Source organism: Micromonospora sp. NPDC023956, from assembly GCF_040639195.1.
GTDB lineage: Bacteria > Actinomycetota > Actinomycetes > Mycobacteriales > Micromonosporaceae > Micromonospora.
Map to the genome: position 1 here is coordinate 80,030 of NZ_JBEZZN010000017.1, position 14,123 is coordinate 94,152.

The 14,123-nt window shown below is 72.6% G+C and carries 14 protein-coding genes; 3 read left to right on the forward strand and 11 right to left on the reverse strand.

Going from position 1 to position 14,123, the window contains the following annotated elements:
- Window positions 1–3: 3 nt before the first annotated feature.
- From AB0F58_RS25835 to AB0F58_RS25865, 7 genes are all read right to left on the reverse strand, one after another.
- Window positions 4–849: a carbohydrate ABC transporter permease gene (locus AB0F58_RS25835; protein WP_357147949.1), complete on the reverse strand. Its 846-nt coding sequence runs from the start codon at window positions 847–849 to the stop codon at window positions 4–6.
- Complete coding sequence (locus AB0F58_RS25840; RefSeq protein WP_357147952.1) at window positions 849–1,832, reverse strand: sugar ABC transporter permease; 984 nt, start codon at window positions 1,830–1,832, stop codon at window positions 849–851. The genes AB0F58_RS25835 and AB0F58_RS25840 overlap by 1 nt, the downstream gene beginning before the upstream one ends.
- Window positions 1,829–3,118: a sugar ABC transporter substrate-binding protein gene (locus tag AB0F58_RS25845; RefSeq protein ID WP_357147955.1), complete on the reverse strand. Its 1,290-nt coding sequence runs from the start codon at window positions 3,116–3,118 to the stop codon at window positions 1,829–1,831. The genes AB0F58_RS25840 and AB0F58_RS25845 overlap by 4 nt, the downstream gene beginning before the upstream one ends.
- A 159-nt stretch (window positions 3,119–3,277) precedes the next feature.
- Window positions 3,278–3,562, reverse strand: a complete 285-nt coding sequence (locus AB0F58_RS25850) for a GlsB/YeaQ/YmgE family stress response membrane protein (protein ID WP_357147958.1) — start codon at window positions 3,560–3,562, stop codon at window positions 3,278–3,280.
- A 313-nt stretch (window positions 3,563–3,875) separates the two neighbouring features.
- The gene (lepA, locus tag AB0F58_RS25855) at window positions 3,876–5,753 is read right to left on the reverse strand and encodes a translation elongation factor 4 (RefSeq protein ID WP_357147961.1); all 1,878 of its coding nucleotides are present in this window, start codon (window positions 5,751–5,753) and stop codon (window positions 3,876–3,878) included.
- A 212-nt stretch (window positions 5,754–5,965) separates the two neighbouring features.
- Window positions 5,966–6,499 (reverse strand): DUF4240 domain-containing protein, encoded by a 534-nt coding sequence (locus AB0F58_RS25860; RefSeq protein WP_357147964.1) that lies wholly within the window; start codon window positions 6,497–6,499, stop codon window positions 5,966–5,968.
- A gap of 28 nt (window positions 6,500–6,527) precedes the next feature.
- Window positions 6,528–6,683: a hypothetical protein gene (locus AB0F58_RS25865; RefSeq protein ID WP_357147967.1), complete on the reverse strand. Its 156-nt coding sequence runs from the start codon at window positions 6,681–6,683 to the stop codon at window positions 6,528–6,530.
- On the opposite strand from AB0F58_RS25865, the gene AB0F58_RS25870 reads away from it, so the two are divergent.
- The gene (locus AB0F58_RS25870) at window positions 6,682–7,695 is read left to right on the forward strand and encodes a phosphotransferase (RefSeq protein ID WP_357147970.1); all 1,014 of its coding nucleotides are present in this window, start codon (window positions 6,682–6,684) and stop codon (window positions 7,693–7,695) included. The genes AB0F58_RS25865 and AB0F58_RS25870 overlap by 2 nt on opposite strands.
- 316 nt (window positions 7,696–8,011) lie before the next feature.
- Window positions 8,012–8,278: a 30S ribosomal protein S20 gene (gene rpsT, locus AB0F58_RS25875; protein ID WP_357147973.1), complete on the forward strand. Its 267-nt coding sequence runs from the start codon at window positions 8,012–8,014 to the stop codon at window positions 8,276–8,278.
- A 174-nt stretch (window positions 8,279–8,452) separates the two neighbouring features.
- Here the strand turns inward: rpsT and AB0F58_RS25880 are convergent, their stop codons facing one another.
- From AB0F58_RS25880 to AB0F58_RS25895, 4 genes are all read right to left on the reverse strand, one after another.
- Window positions 8,453–9,001 (reverse strand): hypothetical protein, encoded by a 549-nt coding sequence (locus AB0F58_RS25880; protein WP_357147975.1) that lies wholly within the window; start codon window positions 8,999–9,001, stop codon window positions 8,453–8,455.
- The gene (gene holA / locus AB0F58_RS25885; RefSeq protein ID WP_357147978.1) at window positions 8,998–9,978 is read right to left on the reverse strand and encodes a DNA polymerase III subunit delta; all 981 of its coding nucleotides are present in this window, start codon (window positions 9,976–9,978) and stop codon (window positions 8,998–9,000) included. The genes AB0F58_RS25880 and holA overlap by 4 nt, the downstream gene beginning before the upstream one ends.
- A gap of 227 nt (window positions 9,979–10,205) precedes the next feature.
- Window positions 10,206–12,590: a ComEC/Rec2 family competence protein gene (locus AB0F58_RS25890; RefSeq protein ID WP_357148087.1), complete on the reverse strand. Its 2,385-nt coding sequence runs from the start codon at window positions 12,588–12,590 to the stop codon at window positions 10,206–10,208.
- A 41-nt stretch (window positions 12,591–12,631) separates the two neighbouring features.
- Window positions 12,632–13,456 (reverse strand): helix-hairpin-helix domain-containing protein, encoded by an 825-nt coding sequence (locus AB0F58_RS25895; protein WP_357147981.1) that lies wholly within the window; start codon window positions 13,454–13,456, stop codon window positions 12,632–12,634.
- A gap of 176 nt (window positions 13,457–13,632) precedes the next feature.
- Between AB0F58_RS25895 and AB0F58_RS25900 the strand changes: the two genes are divergently transcribed.
- On the forward strand, window positions 13,633–14,046 hold the full coding sequence (locus AB0F58_RS25900; protein WP_357147983.1) for a RidA family protein: 414 nt from the start codon (window positions 13,633–13,635) through the stop codon (window positions 14,044–14,046).
- The last annotated feature ends 77 nt before the right edge of the window (window positions 14,047–14,123 follow it).

Sequence of the window (14,123 nt, forward strand, 5' to 3'; positions counted from 1 at the left end):
CCGTCAGCCCTTGACCGCGCCCGCGACCAGGCCGGACACCATCCGGCGCTGGACCACCAGGAAGAAGATGATCACCGGGAGGGTGAAGATCGTGGAGGCGGCCATCACCGGCCCCCACGCCGTGTCGTCCCGCCCGAAGAAGAACGTCATCGCCACCGGGAGGGTGTACCGGTCCTGGTCGTTGATGAAGGTCAACGCGAAGATCAGCTCGTTCCAGGCGGTGATGAAGGAGAAGATGCTGGTCGCCACCAGGCCGGGGGCGACCAGCGGGAAGAGGACCTTCCGGAAGATCTGCGCCCGGCTGGCACCGTCGATCGCCGCCGCCTCCTCCAGTTCCTTCGGCACGGCGGCCACGAAGCCGCGCAGCATCCAGACCGCGAACGGCAGCGAGAAGCCGAGGTAGGTGAGGATCAGGCTGGGCAACGTGTTGTAGAGGCCGAGCCGCTGGATCATGAGGAACAACGGGATGACCAGCGCCTCCAGCGGGATCATCTGGACGATCAGCAGCATGATCAGGAAGCTGGTCCGGAGCTTGAACCGGAACCGGGCCACGGCCGTTGCCGCGAGCAGCGCCACCAGGCCGCTGAGCAGCACCGTCGCCCCGGCCACCAGGACGCTGTTCAGGAAGAAGTCCGCGAAGCTGACGCCGGGGATCAGGTTGCCGGTGAGGATGCTCTTGTAGTGGGCGAGCGTCGGCTCGGTCGGCACCGGTCGCGGGGTCGAGGAGAAGATCTCCCGGTTGGGCTTGAGCGACGTCGCGATCATCCAGTAGACGGGGAAGGCCGCGAAGAGCGCCACCAGCAGCCCGGCGCCGTTGAGGGCGATCCGCTTCACGAGCGTGCCGCGCATCACTCCTCCTCCTGCTTGAGCACCATGCGGACGTAGAAGCCGGTCACCACGAGCAGGATCACGGTGAGGATCACCGCGATGGCCGCGCCGAGGCCGTACTTCGGCGGCGGCGAGAACGCCTCCGCGTACGAGTAGATGGAGAGCATGAACGTCGGCCGGTCCTGGGTGCCGCCGGCCAGCACGAACTGCTGGGTGAAGACCTTGAAGTCCCAGATGGTGGAGAGCACGATCAGGATGCCGAAGACCGGGCGCAGCAGCGGGAAGGTGACCTTCCAGAAGACCCGCCACGGACCGGCCCCGTCCACCCGGGCCGCCTCGTGCAGTTCACTCGGCACGCTCTTCAACCCGGCGAGCACGCTGACCGCGATGAACGGGAACGAGTGCCAGACCACCACCAGGGTGAGGATGGTGAAGAAGAGCAGCGGCGAGTTGAACCAGCCGTAGCCGGTCCAGTCGGTACGGCCGAAGAGCGCCTGGGACAGCCCGTCCGGCAGCGCGTTGAACAGCCAGGTGACCAGGCCGCTGGTGTCGTCGAAGATCCACTTCCAGACGATGGTGCCGGTCAGTGCCGGGGTGGCCCAGGCGAGCATCACGCAGCTGCCGACGAAGGTCGCCATCCGCTTGCTGAGCCGGTTGAGCAGGAGCCCGACCAGGGTGCCCAGGATCATCGTCAGCGCCACGTTGGCCACCGCGAAGAGCACGGTGTTGCGCAGCACCGTCCGGAAGAAGGGGTCGCTGAGGATCTGGACGTAGTTCTCCAGTCCGATCCACGGCCACTCCCGGTCACCGCGCAGCTGGCGGACGTTGTTCAACTTGTGGAACGACATCCACACCACCTGGCCGAGCGGCCAGAGCAGCAGCACCGCGATGATCACCAGGCTGGGCAGGAGCAGCAGGTAGGGCAGGCGGTCCACCCGGGGCCGCCGCCGCGCGGGCTTCTCCTGCGGGGCGGCGGCCTTCGGTGTGTCGGTCAGGGTGCTCACTTGGCGTTGAGGATGCTTTCCATCTCGGCCGCCGCGTCGGCGGTGGCCTGCTGCACCGTCTTCTGGCCCTTCATCACCGAGCTGTTCATCGCCTGGGTCGTCGTCTTGGTCCGACTGACCTCCACCCACTTCGGGGTGAGCGGCGTGAGCTTGGTGTTCTGGAGGGTGGTGGCGAACGCCGCCATGACCTTGTCGTCGGCGTACCCACCGCCGGTCACCAGGTCCTGGTAGACCGGGAAGAAGCCCAGACTGTCGGCGAAGGTCTTGGCGTTCTTCTTGTTCAGCAGCACGGTGAGGTAGTCCCAGGCCAGGTCCTTGCGCTCGCTGTCCTCCCAGATGCCCAGGTCGGAGCCACCGGCGAAGGCCGGAGCCGGCTTGCCGTCCGGGCCGGGGATGGGGAAGGTGCCCCAGACCTTCTCGATCTCGGGGTTGTCCTTCTTGATCGCGCCCTGCTGCCAGCTGCCGCCGAACGCCATCGCCGCCTTACCGGTGGCGAACTGGGTACGGGCGTCGATCTCGTTCCAACCGGCGGCGGCCGGCGGGGCCACCTTGTGCACGGTCACCATGTCGGTCCAGAAGGTGACCGCCTTCTGGGCCTCCGGGGTGTTGTAGCCGGACTTCCAGGTGTCGCCCTGCTTGGTGGCGATCTCCGCCCCGGCGCTCCAGAGGAACGAGTAGAAGGGCAGCTCGGAGTTGCCCGGCAGGGCGATCCCGTAGGTGCCCGGCTTCTTGGCCTGCACCGCCTTGGCGGCGGCCACGAGCTGGTCCCAGGTCGTCGGCGGCTGTACGCCGGCCTCGGCGAACCAGTCGGTGCGGTAGTACATCGCCCGCACGCCCGCGTACCACGGCAGGCCGTACTGCTTGCCGTCGAGCTGCGCGTTCTTCACCAGGTCGGGCAGGATGTCCTTGCCGTCGGCCCAGCCGTCCATCCGGCCGCTGAGGTCGGCCAGCGCCTCCTGCGCGGCCCAGCCCTGCGTCTCGGTGTTGCCCAGCTCGGTGATGTCCGGCCCCTCGCCGCCGGCGAGCGCGGCCTGGAACTTCTTCGGCGCCTCGAGCCAGGGGATGTACTGCACCACCACGTCGGTATCGGGGTGCTTCTTCTTGAACTCGGCCTCGACGCCGTCGAGGAAGGCGGTCTGCGCCTCGCTTCCCTCGCCCATCATCCAGACCGTCAACTTACTGTTATCAGCTGACTCACCCTCGTCGGAGCCACCACAGCCGGCGATCAACATCGCGGCCGAGGCCACGACGGCGGTGACCGGGGCCAGCCGTTTCCACCTGTTCACGCCACTTCTCCCTCGCGCCGTCTGGCACAAACCTTCTCCGCCGCACCATAGTCGGTAAAATTCCTTTACGACAGGGGTGGCTGCGGAGCGAACGTACAACAGACGGAAGGGGCGCCCGGCCTGGTGGCCGGGCGCCCCTTCGCGGGTACGCGGGGATCGTTATCGGTGCGTGACGTGGCGGCGACGGCCGACACCGGCGACCAGCGCGACACCGATGGCCGCGAAGGCGATCTGGAAGAGCAGCTCCCGCCAGTCGACACCCGCGGTGTCAGCGACACCGATGGCGCGGGCCAGGATCGTGCCGAGCAGGGCGGCACCGACACCGATCAGCATGTGCAGCCAGATCGGCATGTTCTGCCGGCCCGGGACGACCAGACGGCCGAGCGCGCCGACGATGAGACCAACGATGAGCGCAGTGATGATTCCCCAGACGGTGAGCTCCACGGTCGCCCTCCTCCAATGTGTTGTCACGAAGTGTGTTGTTCCTGTGGTGACCGCTAAGTTCCCGGAGCCGCGAAATCTCAAACCGGCACAACCGGACATCGGGCCCGAGGAACGACGAAGGACCACCTGGGAGCCACCTGGAAGGCCGGCAAAAGGCCAGCTCAGACACGGTAAAGGCCGCCCGGACCCGCGTCGTCCGCATCCGGAAAAATTCCTTCCGGTACGCGGGTCGCGGGGCCGGACGGCCCTGGGAGCGCTTCACGCGGGTCGACCTGGACCCACTGTTCGATACGGAGAGTGACCGCCGGTGGCGTTACTTCTTCCCGCCGCCCTTACCGTCACCGTCGTTGTCGGAGGAGAGGGCGGCGATGAACGCCTCCTGGGGCACCTCCACCCGGCCGACCATCTTCATCCGCTTCTTGCCCTCCTTCTGCTTCTCCAGCAGCTTGCGCTTCCGGCTGATGTCGCCGCCGTAGCACTTGGCGAGCACGTCCTTGCGGATCGCCCGGATGGTCTCCCGGGCGATGACCCGGCTGCCGATGGCCGCCTGGATCGGCACCTCGAACTGCTGGCGCGGGATGAGGGCGCGCAGCTTCGCGGCGATCGTGGTGCCGTAGTTGTACGCCTTGTCCTTGTGCACGATCGCGCTGAACGCGTCGACCGGCTCGCCGTGCAGGAGGATGTCCACCTTGACCAGGTCGGAGGACTGTTCGCCGGAGGGCTCGTAGTCGAGCGAGGCGTACCCCTTCGTCCGGCTCTTGAGCTGGTCGAAGAAGTCGAAGATGATCTCCGCGAGGGGCAGCGTGTAGCGCAGCTCCACCCGGTCGGCGGAGAGGTAGTCCATGCCGAGCAGGCTGCCGCGCCGGCCCTGGCACAACTCCATCACCGCGCCGACGTAGTCGTTCGGGGTGAGCACGGTGGCCCGCACGGTGGGTTCGTACACCTCGGCGATCTTGCCCGTCGGGTACTCGCTCGGGTTGGTGACCACCACCTCCTCGCCGTCCTCCTGGATGGCGCGGTAGACCACGTTCGGCGCGGTGGAGATCAGGTCCAGGTTGAACTCCCGCTCCAGCCGTTCCCGGATGATCTCCAGGTGCAGCAGGCCGAGGAAGCCGCAGCGGAAGCCGAAGCCGAGCGCGCCCGAGGTCTCCGGCTCGTACGTCAGCGCGGCGTCGTTGAGCTTGAGCTTGTCCAGGGCGTCCCGCAGGTTGGGGTAGTCCGAACCGTCGATCGGGTAGAGACCCGAGTAGACCATCGGCTTCGGGTCCTTGTAGCCCCCGAGCGCCTCGGACGCCGGCCGGGAGTTGATGGTGACGGTGTCACCCACCCGGGACTGGCGGACGTCCTTCACGCCGGTGATCAGGTAGCCCACCTCGCCGACGCCGAGCGCCTCGGCCTTCTGCATCTCCGGGGAGATCACCCCGATCTCCAGCAGCTCGTGCACCGCGCCGGTGGACATCATCTTGATCCGGTCGCGGGCGCTGATCCGCCCGTCGATCACCCGGACGTAGGTGACCACGCCCCGGTAGACGTCGTACACCGAGTCGAAGATCATCGCGCGGGCGGGAGACTGGGCCTCCCCGACCGGCGGGACGAACTGCCGGACGATCTCGTCCAGCAGGTACGCCACGCCCTCGCCGGTCTTGCCGGAGACCCGGATGCAGTCCTCCGGCTGGCAGCCGATCAGGTGGGCCAGCTCCTCGGCGTACTTCTCCGGCTGGGCGGCCGGCAGGTCGATCTTGTTGAGTACCGGGATGACGTGCAGGTCGTTCTCGAGTGCCAGGTAGAGGTTCGCCAGGGTCTGCGCCTCGATACCCTGGGCGGCGTCGACCAGCAGCACCGCGCCCTCACAGGCGGCCAGCGACCGGGACACCTCGTAGGTGAAGTCGACGTGCCCGGGAGTGTCGATCATGTTCAGGACGGCGTGCTCGCCCTTGCTCTCGCCCTCCCGCACCGTCCACGGCATCCGAACCGCCTGGCTCTTGATGGTGATGCCGCGCTCCCGCTCGATGTCCATCCGGTCGAGGTACTGCGCGCGCATCTGCCGGGGATCCACCACCTCGGTGAGCTGGAGCATCCGGTCGGCCAGGGTCGACTTCCCGTGGTCGATGTGGGCGATGATGCAGAAGTTCCTGATCCGCCCCGGGTCGGTGGCACCAGGAGCGTTCGCGCCGGAGGGCATCGGTGGCACAGCGGTCCGTTCTGGTCGGCGTGACGTGAGCAGGCCGGCGTGCCGCCGGCCCCCTCTATGCTCCCACGTCCGCCCGGAAGCGGTCGGAGCGCTCCTCCACGCCCTCCCCCGCGCGTGGTAGCAGGGGCCACCCGGCACCGCTCCGCGATGAGCGGGGGTGCGCTGCCACCACCTCGGCCGGGGGCGGCAGGTGGGGCGGAGGGCAGGGCGCGTTACTCGGCGGGGGGTTCGGTGAAGAGGGCGGCCAGCCTCGGCAGCCGGCGCCGGGCCTCCTCCTCGTCGTCGAAGTCCCAGAAGTCGTTCAGGTCGGGCGGGACGACCCGGTCCCGCTCGGCCGGCAGCTCCGCCCCGGTCGCCTTCCGGTACGCCTCCCAGGGCACCGTCAGCATGTCCTCACACTCGAACTCCTCGCCGGTGAGCGCGGCGGAGCGCACCCCGGGCAGCTCGGCCAGCGAGTCCGGGTCGGTGACCGCCCGGGCGAACACCGCCCGCCCCTGGGTCATCAGCCAACCCCGGAAGTACTCGAACCCGTCGTCGGAGGCGCCGCCGTTGATCAGGTACGCCGCACCCCAGAGGTCGACCCGGTACGAGGCGGCCAGCACCCGCTGCTGGTGGCGCGCGTACCCGACGATCTCCTCCGGATCCCGTTCGGCGAGCAGCGCGACCGCCCGGACGGCGACCGCCCCGGGCTCCCCGGCACCCGTCCGGGCCCGGTCGATCAGCTGCCAGAAGTCGTCGGTCCTCATGGAGTGGCAGTCTGACAGAACCGTGCCGTCACCTGGCGGTCACCGGGAACAGCTCGGCGAGGCGGAGGTGCCGGCGGGCGGACCCGGCCCGGTCGCGCACCTCGTCCAGCCGGCGGGCGACGTCCAGCACCGGTGCGGTGTGCGGGTGCGGTACGACCCGGTCGCCCGGCACCATGGACGTCATGCGCGAGGTCTCGCTGCCCCCGGTGTCGTACGCGGTCACCGCCGAGCGTCCGTCCTGGGAGGAACTGCCGGCCGGGCTGCGCGGCGCGGTGAGCGCGCGCCTCGGCGTACCGGTCCGGTCGGTCCGGGTCATGTCGGCCGGTTTCACCCGGGGTTTCGCCGGGGTGCTGGAGACCGCCGACGGCGGGCGGGTCTTCGTCAAGGCGGCGTCGAGGTCCGACCAGCCGGACCTGGCCGCCTGGTACGCCCGGGAGGTCGCCGTCCTCGACCGGCTCCCGACCGGGCTGCCGGTTCCCCGGCCCCGGTGGACACTGGACGCGGCCGGCTGGTTCGCGGTGGGATTGACCGCGGTGGACGGGCGGGTACCGGAGCTGCCCTGGTCCGCCGCGGATCTCGGGGCGACCCTGGCGGGGTACGCGGAGATCGCCGCCGCACTCGCCACTGCCCCGGCCGACCTGCTGGCGGTGGGCCTGCCCCGCCTCGCCGACCTGGCGTGGGAGGACCTCACCTGGTGGCGCGAGGTGGCCACCGGGCGAGAGCCCCGGCCGGGGCCAGCACCCACCGTCGGCGGCTGGGAGACGATCCTGCCCGAGCTGGTCCGGCTGGAGTCGCTGCTGCCCGGGTACGCCCTGACCGACGGACTGGCCCACGGCGACCTGCGCCTGGACAACGTGCTGATCGACCGCTCCGGCCGGGCGTGGTTCTGCGACTGGACCTGGCTCTGCCGGGGGCCGGCCTGGTTCGACCTGGCCGGCTTACTGATCACCGCCTACGGCAGTGGCCTGGACGCGGACGCCCTCTTCGCCGGTCATCCGGTGGCGGCCGGGGCACCGCCGGACGCGTTGGACGCCGCGCTGGCGGCCCTGTCCGGCTACTACCTCACCGGCGCCAACGCCGCCCCGGGCACCGCCTCGGCCCAGGTCCGGGCGCACCGCCTGTTCAGTGGCGGCCTCGCCCTCGACTGGCTCGCCGACCGGCGGGGCTGGCCCCGCACACCCCGGGCCGCACGGTGACTCCCACCCCGGACCGCTGGAGGGCGGCGCGGTGCGGACCCGCGCACGGTGAGCGCTGTGCGGACCCGCGCACGGTGAGCGCTGTGCGCACCCGCGCAGCGGAGCCGGGCGGCCCGCACGGTGAGCGCAGCGGGCTCCGCACAGCGGAGCCGGGCGGGTGTCGATCCCGCCGGCGAGCCGGGGCGACCGGTGGGAGCACCGCCCGTTTTGGCTCGTCCCGGCGGACCTGGTAGCCTGGCTTTTCGCGCAGCGATGACGCATGCTCTTCGCGCGCAAGTGCAGACCGAAATCCGAGCTATCAAGACGAGGCTGTCGCGTGGCGAACATCAAGTCCCAGATCAAGCGCAACCGGCAGAACGAGAAGCGCCGGCTGCGTAACAAGTCGGTCAAGTCGTCGCTGAAGACCGCCATCCGTAAGTTCCACGAGGCCGTCGCCGCTGGCGACACCGAGAAGGCCGCCGTGCTCATGCGCGACGCCTCCCGCAAGCTGGACAAGGCCGCCAGCAAGGGTGTGATCCACGCCAACCAGGCCGCGAACCGCAAGTCCGCGATCGCCCAGCGCGTGGGGTCCCTCTCCGCCTGATCCGGCGAGCGTCGATCTGACCGGGAACCCCCCGGGCCGTCCGGCCCCGGGGGGTTCCGGCTTTTCGGGTACTCCCACGCCGACGGTCCACCCGGGCCGACGGTCGCCCCAGCCCGCCGGTCAGCGCACGGCGCCGGTCGCCCCGCTCCCCGTCGCGGTAGGACCCGTCACGATTCAGGGTCGGGTCGGGCGACGGTCCGGCTCCGCGTGCCACCGGTCGGGTTCGATCGCCTGCCGGCTCGGCTCGACCGCTCCCCGTCCGGTGTCCGTACCCGTGCTCCCCTGCCCGCGATGGTGGACCGACACCACCGCTGCGGGGATCCAGGAGGCCTCTCCGGTGACCGGATCGACGGGGTGTCCGGCCGGGCTCGTCCGTCGGGCCGGCACCGGTGCCCGCCCGACGGCTGGTTCCATCTGCCGCCGGAACCGGTCCCGCTCCTGCACGGGGACGAGGGAGGCGGTGCGGACCACCGAGGCCGCCACGACGTCGTTCAGCTTGACCATCACCGCGACTGCGGCCGGCAGCAGCAGCACCGCCCACCAGCTGACCAGCTCGGCGAGGGCGAGCAGGGCGGCCAGCGCCACCGCGCCCTCGAAGAAGAGGAAGCAGAGCACCCCGCCGGGGTTGACGAACCGGAGTCCGAGGACCCGCGCGTACAACGGCCGGTACCGTTCCTCGTCCGCCGCGAGGGTCGCCCATCCGATCCGCGTCGGCCCGGTCACCGGGTACTGCCCTGCCGGGCCGCCGCCACCGAGAAGACCGCTCGTTCCAGCGCATACGCCCGGTCGTCCGCACCGCCCTTGACCGCCGCGTTGCACTCGGCGGCGACCTGCATCGCGCGTACCAGCCCCTCCGGCGTCCAGCCCCGGGCCCGCTGCTGGGCACCTTTGATCTTCCAGGCGGGCATGCCGAGCTTGCTCGCCAGCTGGTACGGGTCGCCCCGGCCGGCGGAGGCGACCCGGGCCACCGTCCGCACCCCGTCGGCGAGCGCGTCGGCGATCGGAACCGGGTCGACCCCGACGTGCAGGGCCCAGCGCAGGGCCTCCAGCGCGGCGGGTACGTCACCGACCATCATGGCGTCGGCCACCGTGAAGCCGCTCACCTCGGCCCGCCCCCGGTAGTAGCGGGCCACCGTGTCGGCGCCGATCCGTCCGTCGGTGTCCGCCATCAGCTGGGAGCAGGCCGCGGCCAGTTCGCGCAGGTCGTTGCCGACGGCGGCGAGCAGCGCGTGGGCGGCGTCGTCGGTGCACCTGCCCCCGGCACGCCGGATCTCGTCACGGACGAAGGCCACCCGCTCCCGGTCGCCCTTGAGCTTCGCCGCCGGGATCACCGTGGCTCCGGCGGCCCGCAGCCCGTCGGCGAACGCCTTGCCCTTGGCCCCGCCCACGTGCAGCACGACCAGGCAGACCTCCGGGTCCGGGTCCTTCGCGTACGCCAGCAGGGCGGCCACCAGGTCCTTGCGGGCGTCCTGGCCGGCCCGGAGGATCAGCACCCGCCGCCCGCCGAAGAGCGAGGGGCTGAGCATCTCGGCGATCTCGCCGACGGTGAGGGTGCCGGCCTGGTACTCCCGGACGTCCACGTCGGGGTCGACCGCACGGGTCTCGGCGACGGTCTGGGAAACGGCGCGCGTGGCGAGCAGTTCCTCGTCACCGAGGACGAGCAGAATGGGAGCGAGGCTGGCGGGGGTCACGCCGCCCATATTCGCACGCTCCGGAAGCGCATCGTGCCTGCTCGCCGCCGCCGCGACGGCGGAGCCCGCACTCAGTGCAAATCCAGACATCTAACTCGATCCGCCTTTTTTTCGGGCAATCTACAGGCCGTCGGCGCGCGGTGGGAACAGTGCCCGCAGCCCCGAGCAGCGGAAGCGGCCGACCAGCGGAGCCGGCCGGAGCGGCAACGCGGCGCACCCGGAGGCGCCGATCCGCGCTACGGACGACCCGGCTGCGCCCCCCGGGCCACCACCGCCAGGCGTCCGCCGGTGGTCACCACCGCCAGGTCCCCCTGGGTGTCGGTCCGCAGCACCCGGGCACCGGCCCGGGTCAGCCTCGACAGCACGGCCGGATTCGGGTGTCCGTAGTCGTTGTCGGCCCCGACCGGCACCAGCGCCACCACCGGACGGGTCGCGTCGAGGAAGGCCGGATCCTGGTAGGCGGAGCCGTGGTGGGCCACCTTCAGCACGTCGACCCGGAGCGTTCCGGCGGGCACCCGGTCCAGCATCGCCCGCTGCTCCTCGGTCTCGGCGTCCCCGGCGAGCAGGATCCGCACCCCGTCCACCCGGGCGAGCAGCACCACGGAGTTGTTGTTCGCATCGGACCGGGTGCCCCGGATCGGGTACGGCGGGCCGAGCAGGCTCACCTCCACCCGGCCGTCCCGGAACGTCCACCCGGCACCGACCGGCGCCACCGGCGTCCCGCCCACCGTCGCCGCCGATCGGACGAGGTCCCGCCCGGCCGCCGGCTCCGGCCACTGCGGAGTGACCACCGCCGACACCCGCCGCGACCGGAACACCCCGTCGACCCCGGCGGTGTGGTCGGCGTGGAAGTGGCTGACCACCAGCAGCGACACCCGTCGTACGCCCAGCCGGCGCAGGCACCCGTCGGCGGCCGCCGGGTCGGGGCCGGCGTCCACCACCACGGCCCGACCGGCCGCGACCGGGAGCACGACCAGGTCACCCTGGCCGACCGCGCAGACCGCCACCACCCAGCCCGCCGGTGGCCACCCGCTCGCCACCAGGCGGACCGGCAACGCGCCGAGCACGGCCGCGACCCCCACCACGGCGACGGACCGGCGGACCAACGGCCGCCGGACGGCCACCAGCAACGCGATGGTCAGCGCCGCCAGCAGCAGCCCACCGCCGATGCCGCCCGGCCAGGGCAGCGTGCCCGCCGGCAGCCGGGCACCGTACCGGGCGACGCTGACCAGCCACCACGCCGGCCAGCTCGCCAGCCAGGCGACGAACTCGGCCGCCGCCGGCCAGACCGGGGAGAGCACGGCGGCCAGCACCCCGAGCACCGTGGCCGGCGCGATCGCCGGCACCGCGAGCAGGTTCGCCGGCACCGCCACCAGGCTGACCGTGCCGGAGAGGCCGGCGACCACCGGCCCGCAAGCGAGCTGGGCGGCGGCCGGCACGGCGAGCGCCTCGGCCAGCCCGGTCGGGACGCCGCGTCGGCGCAGCCCGTCCCGCCACCGGGGGGCGAGCAGCAGCAGCCCGGCGGTGGCCAGGACGGAGAGGGCGAACCCCGGGTCACCGGCCAGCTCCGGGTCGACCAGCACGAGCATGGTCACGGCGGCGACCAGGGCGGGCAGTGCGGCCCGGGATCGTCCGGCAGCGAGTGCGGCCAGCCCGATCGCGCCCATGGTGGCCGCCCGCACGACGCTCGGGGACGGGCGGACCAGGATCACGAAGCCGACCAGGGCGAGCCCGCAGAGCACGACCGCCAGCCGGGGACCGGCCCGCCCCCAGCGGGCGAGCAGGAGCACGGCCCCCACCACGATCGCGACGTTGGAACCGGAAACGGCGTTCAGATGGGTCATACCGGTGGCCCGGAAGTCCTCCTCCACCGCCGGTGGCAGTCGGCTGGTGTCCCCGACCACCAGACCGGGAAGCAGGCCACCCGGGTCGTCCGGGAGCGGGGCACAGGCCCGTTGCAGCCCGGCGCGGAGAGTGCCGGCGACCCGCTGCGCCCAGCCCGGTTCACCGCGCGGCACCGGGGCGCCCCGGGCGGTGAGCACCGCCCCGGTCAGGTCCCCGCCGCGCGGCTCGGCGAGCCGGCCCTCGGCGGTCAGCCGCTGGCCGGGCAGGAGCGGACGCCAGCCCGGATCGGTCGCGAGCACCAGCACCCGGACCGGGGCGTCGACCCGTCGTCCGTCCGGCCCGGTCACGGTGACCAGGTCGGCCGGGACCAGCAGCATGGCCGGTCGTCCGGCCGCGCCCCGGACGGGACGCGGGTCGTCCCGGACCACCAGGTCGACGGTGACCGGGGACCGGTCCTGGGTCAGGGAGCGGAGCACGGCGGCGTCCCGGGCGGTCAGCCGGGCACTGGTCGCCGCGCCGCCGCAGACCACGCCGAGCAGCGCGGCGACGACGATCCACCCGTACCGCCGGGCGGCTTCGCGTGGTCGGCCGAGCCGGCCGAGCAGGTGGACGGCGAGCGTGCCGGCGAGGCCGGCGGCGGCCACCGCCAGCGCCGCACCCGCCGGGGCGGAGAGGTGCAGTCCGGCGAGAGCGGTCAGCCAGGCCGCCACGGCGAGCCCGGCCAGCCGCAGGTCGGGAGGGGGACCGGCAGCCGGGTCGCCGGCCGGGTGCGCCATGTCGGGTGCTGCCGGGTCGGGTGCTGCCGGGTCGGGGCGGGTCACACCGTCACCAGGTCCTTGAGTTGTTCGTAGCGGGCGTCCCCGATGCCCTCGACCTGGCGCAGGTCGCCGACCGACCGGAAGCCACCCTGCCGGTCGCGGTGGTCGACGATCCGCTGGGCGAGCACCGGGCCGACCCCGGGCAGCGTGTCGAGCTGCGCCACGGTGGCGGTGTTCAGGTTGACCTTGCCGCCCGGTACGGGGGCGCCGCCGGTCCCGGGCGCGGCGGGCGCCACCGCAGGCGGCGGCGTCGCACCGACCACGATCAGCTCCCCGTCGGCGACCTTGCGGGCCGGGTTGAGGAGGGCGACGTCCACGCCGGGCTGCGCCCCGCCGGCCGCCTCGATCGCGTCGGCGACCCGGGCACCGGCCGGCAGCCGGACCAGCCCGGGTCGGCGTACCTTGCCGGCGACCGCCACCACCAGCTCGGTCGTGCCGCTGGTCGCCGGCGGGGCGGTGGTCTCGGCCAGCGGCCCGGTCGACGTCGACGGCGTGGGCACCGGCTCCACCCGGGGCCGGGACCGCCAGGCCCAGAACCCGGCCGCGAGCACCACCAGCACCGCGACGACGGCGAGCGCACGCACGCCGCGCCGCCCGGGATCGAAGGGAGCCGGGCCGGGCAGGCGGGACCGCGCAGCCGGGCTCTCCTCCGGCCCGGGGGCCGGGGTGCCCTCGTCGACGGCGGCCACCCGGGGCGGCGAGCCGGATCCGTCCGGGTCGGTGCCGGGGCGGAGCGCCGCCGGACCGCCGTGCGGCGCGCCGGGGTGCGCGGGGAGCAGCCGCCGCAGCCGTCGGCGTACCTCGGTCTCCTGGTCGTCGGACACGCCGCGACGCTAAGACCGACGGCGGCACCTCCGGGCCCGGCTGTGGACGACCGGACCCACTGTGGACAACGCCCTGATCAAGCCCTTGCTGTGGTAAGGACGAAAATCGGTGGCACGTCCGGCGGCGCCGGGTCACCATCACCCGGCACGGTCGCAGCCGCTCGGAAGGACCAGTCATGGCGCAGCGTACGGTCGTACCCGGTCTCTTCCCGCCGCCGGACTACGCGCATCTCGCGGTGGTCGAGGCCGGGACGCGGCTGGTCTTCGCCGCCGGGGCGGTGCCCCTCGATCCGGCCGGGGAACTGGTCGGGGCGGGTGACCCGGTGGCACAGACGGTCCAGGTCCTCGCCAACCTGGAGACGGCGCTGGCGGCGGCCGGTTGCGGCCTGCGCGACGTGGTCGCCAGCACGGTGTACGTCGTCGCCACCGACCCCGCGCCGTTGGCTCAGGTCTGGCAGGTGGTCCGGGAGTCCGAGCTGGCCGCCGGACCGCACACCTCGACCCTGCTCGGGGTCGCCTGCCTCGGCTACCCCGGACAGCTGGTCGAGATCACCGCCACGGCCGCCGTCCCACCGGCCACCGCCGCCTGATCGCCACCGCCGTCCCACGGGGCCGCCGCCTGACCGGCCACCGCCGTCGCTGGCCCGGCCACCGGGTGGAAACGACC

Bases quoted from the DNA above. Each gene is read 5' to 3' on its own strand.
- AB0F58_RS25835 (WP_357147949.1), bottom strand. From the start codon at position 849: ATGCGCGGCACGCTCGTGAAGCGGATCGCCCTCAACGGCGCCGGGCTG.
- AB0F58_RS25860 (WP_357147964.1), bottom strand. From the start codon at position 6,499: ATGAGGACCGACGACTTCTGGCAGCTGATCGACCGGGCCCGGACGGGT.
- AB0F58_RS25870 (WP_357147970.1), top strand. From the start codon at position 6,682: ATGCGCGAGGTCTCGCTGCCCCCGGTGTCGTACGCGGTCACCGCCGAG.
- AB0F58_RS25865 (WP_357147967.1), bottom strand. From the start codon at position 6,683: ATGACGTCCATGGTGCCGGGCGACCGGGTCGTACCGCACCCGCACACC.
- holA (WP_357147978.1), bottom strand. From the start codon at position 9,978: ATGGGCGGCGTGACCCCCGCCAGCCTCGCTCCCATTCTGCTCGTCCTC.
- AB0F58_RS25890 (WP_357148087.1), bottom strand. From the start codon at position 12,590: ATGGCGCACCCGGCCGGCGACCCGGCTGCCGGTCCCCCTCCCGACCTG.
- AB0F58_RS25900 (WP_357147983.1), top strand. From the start codon at position 13,633: ATGGCGCAGCGTACGGTCGTACCCGGTCTCTTCCCGCCGCCGGACTAC.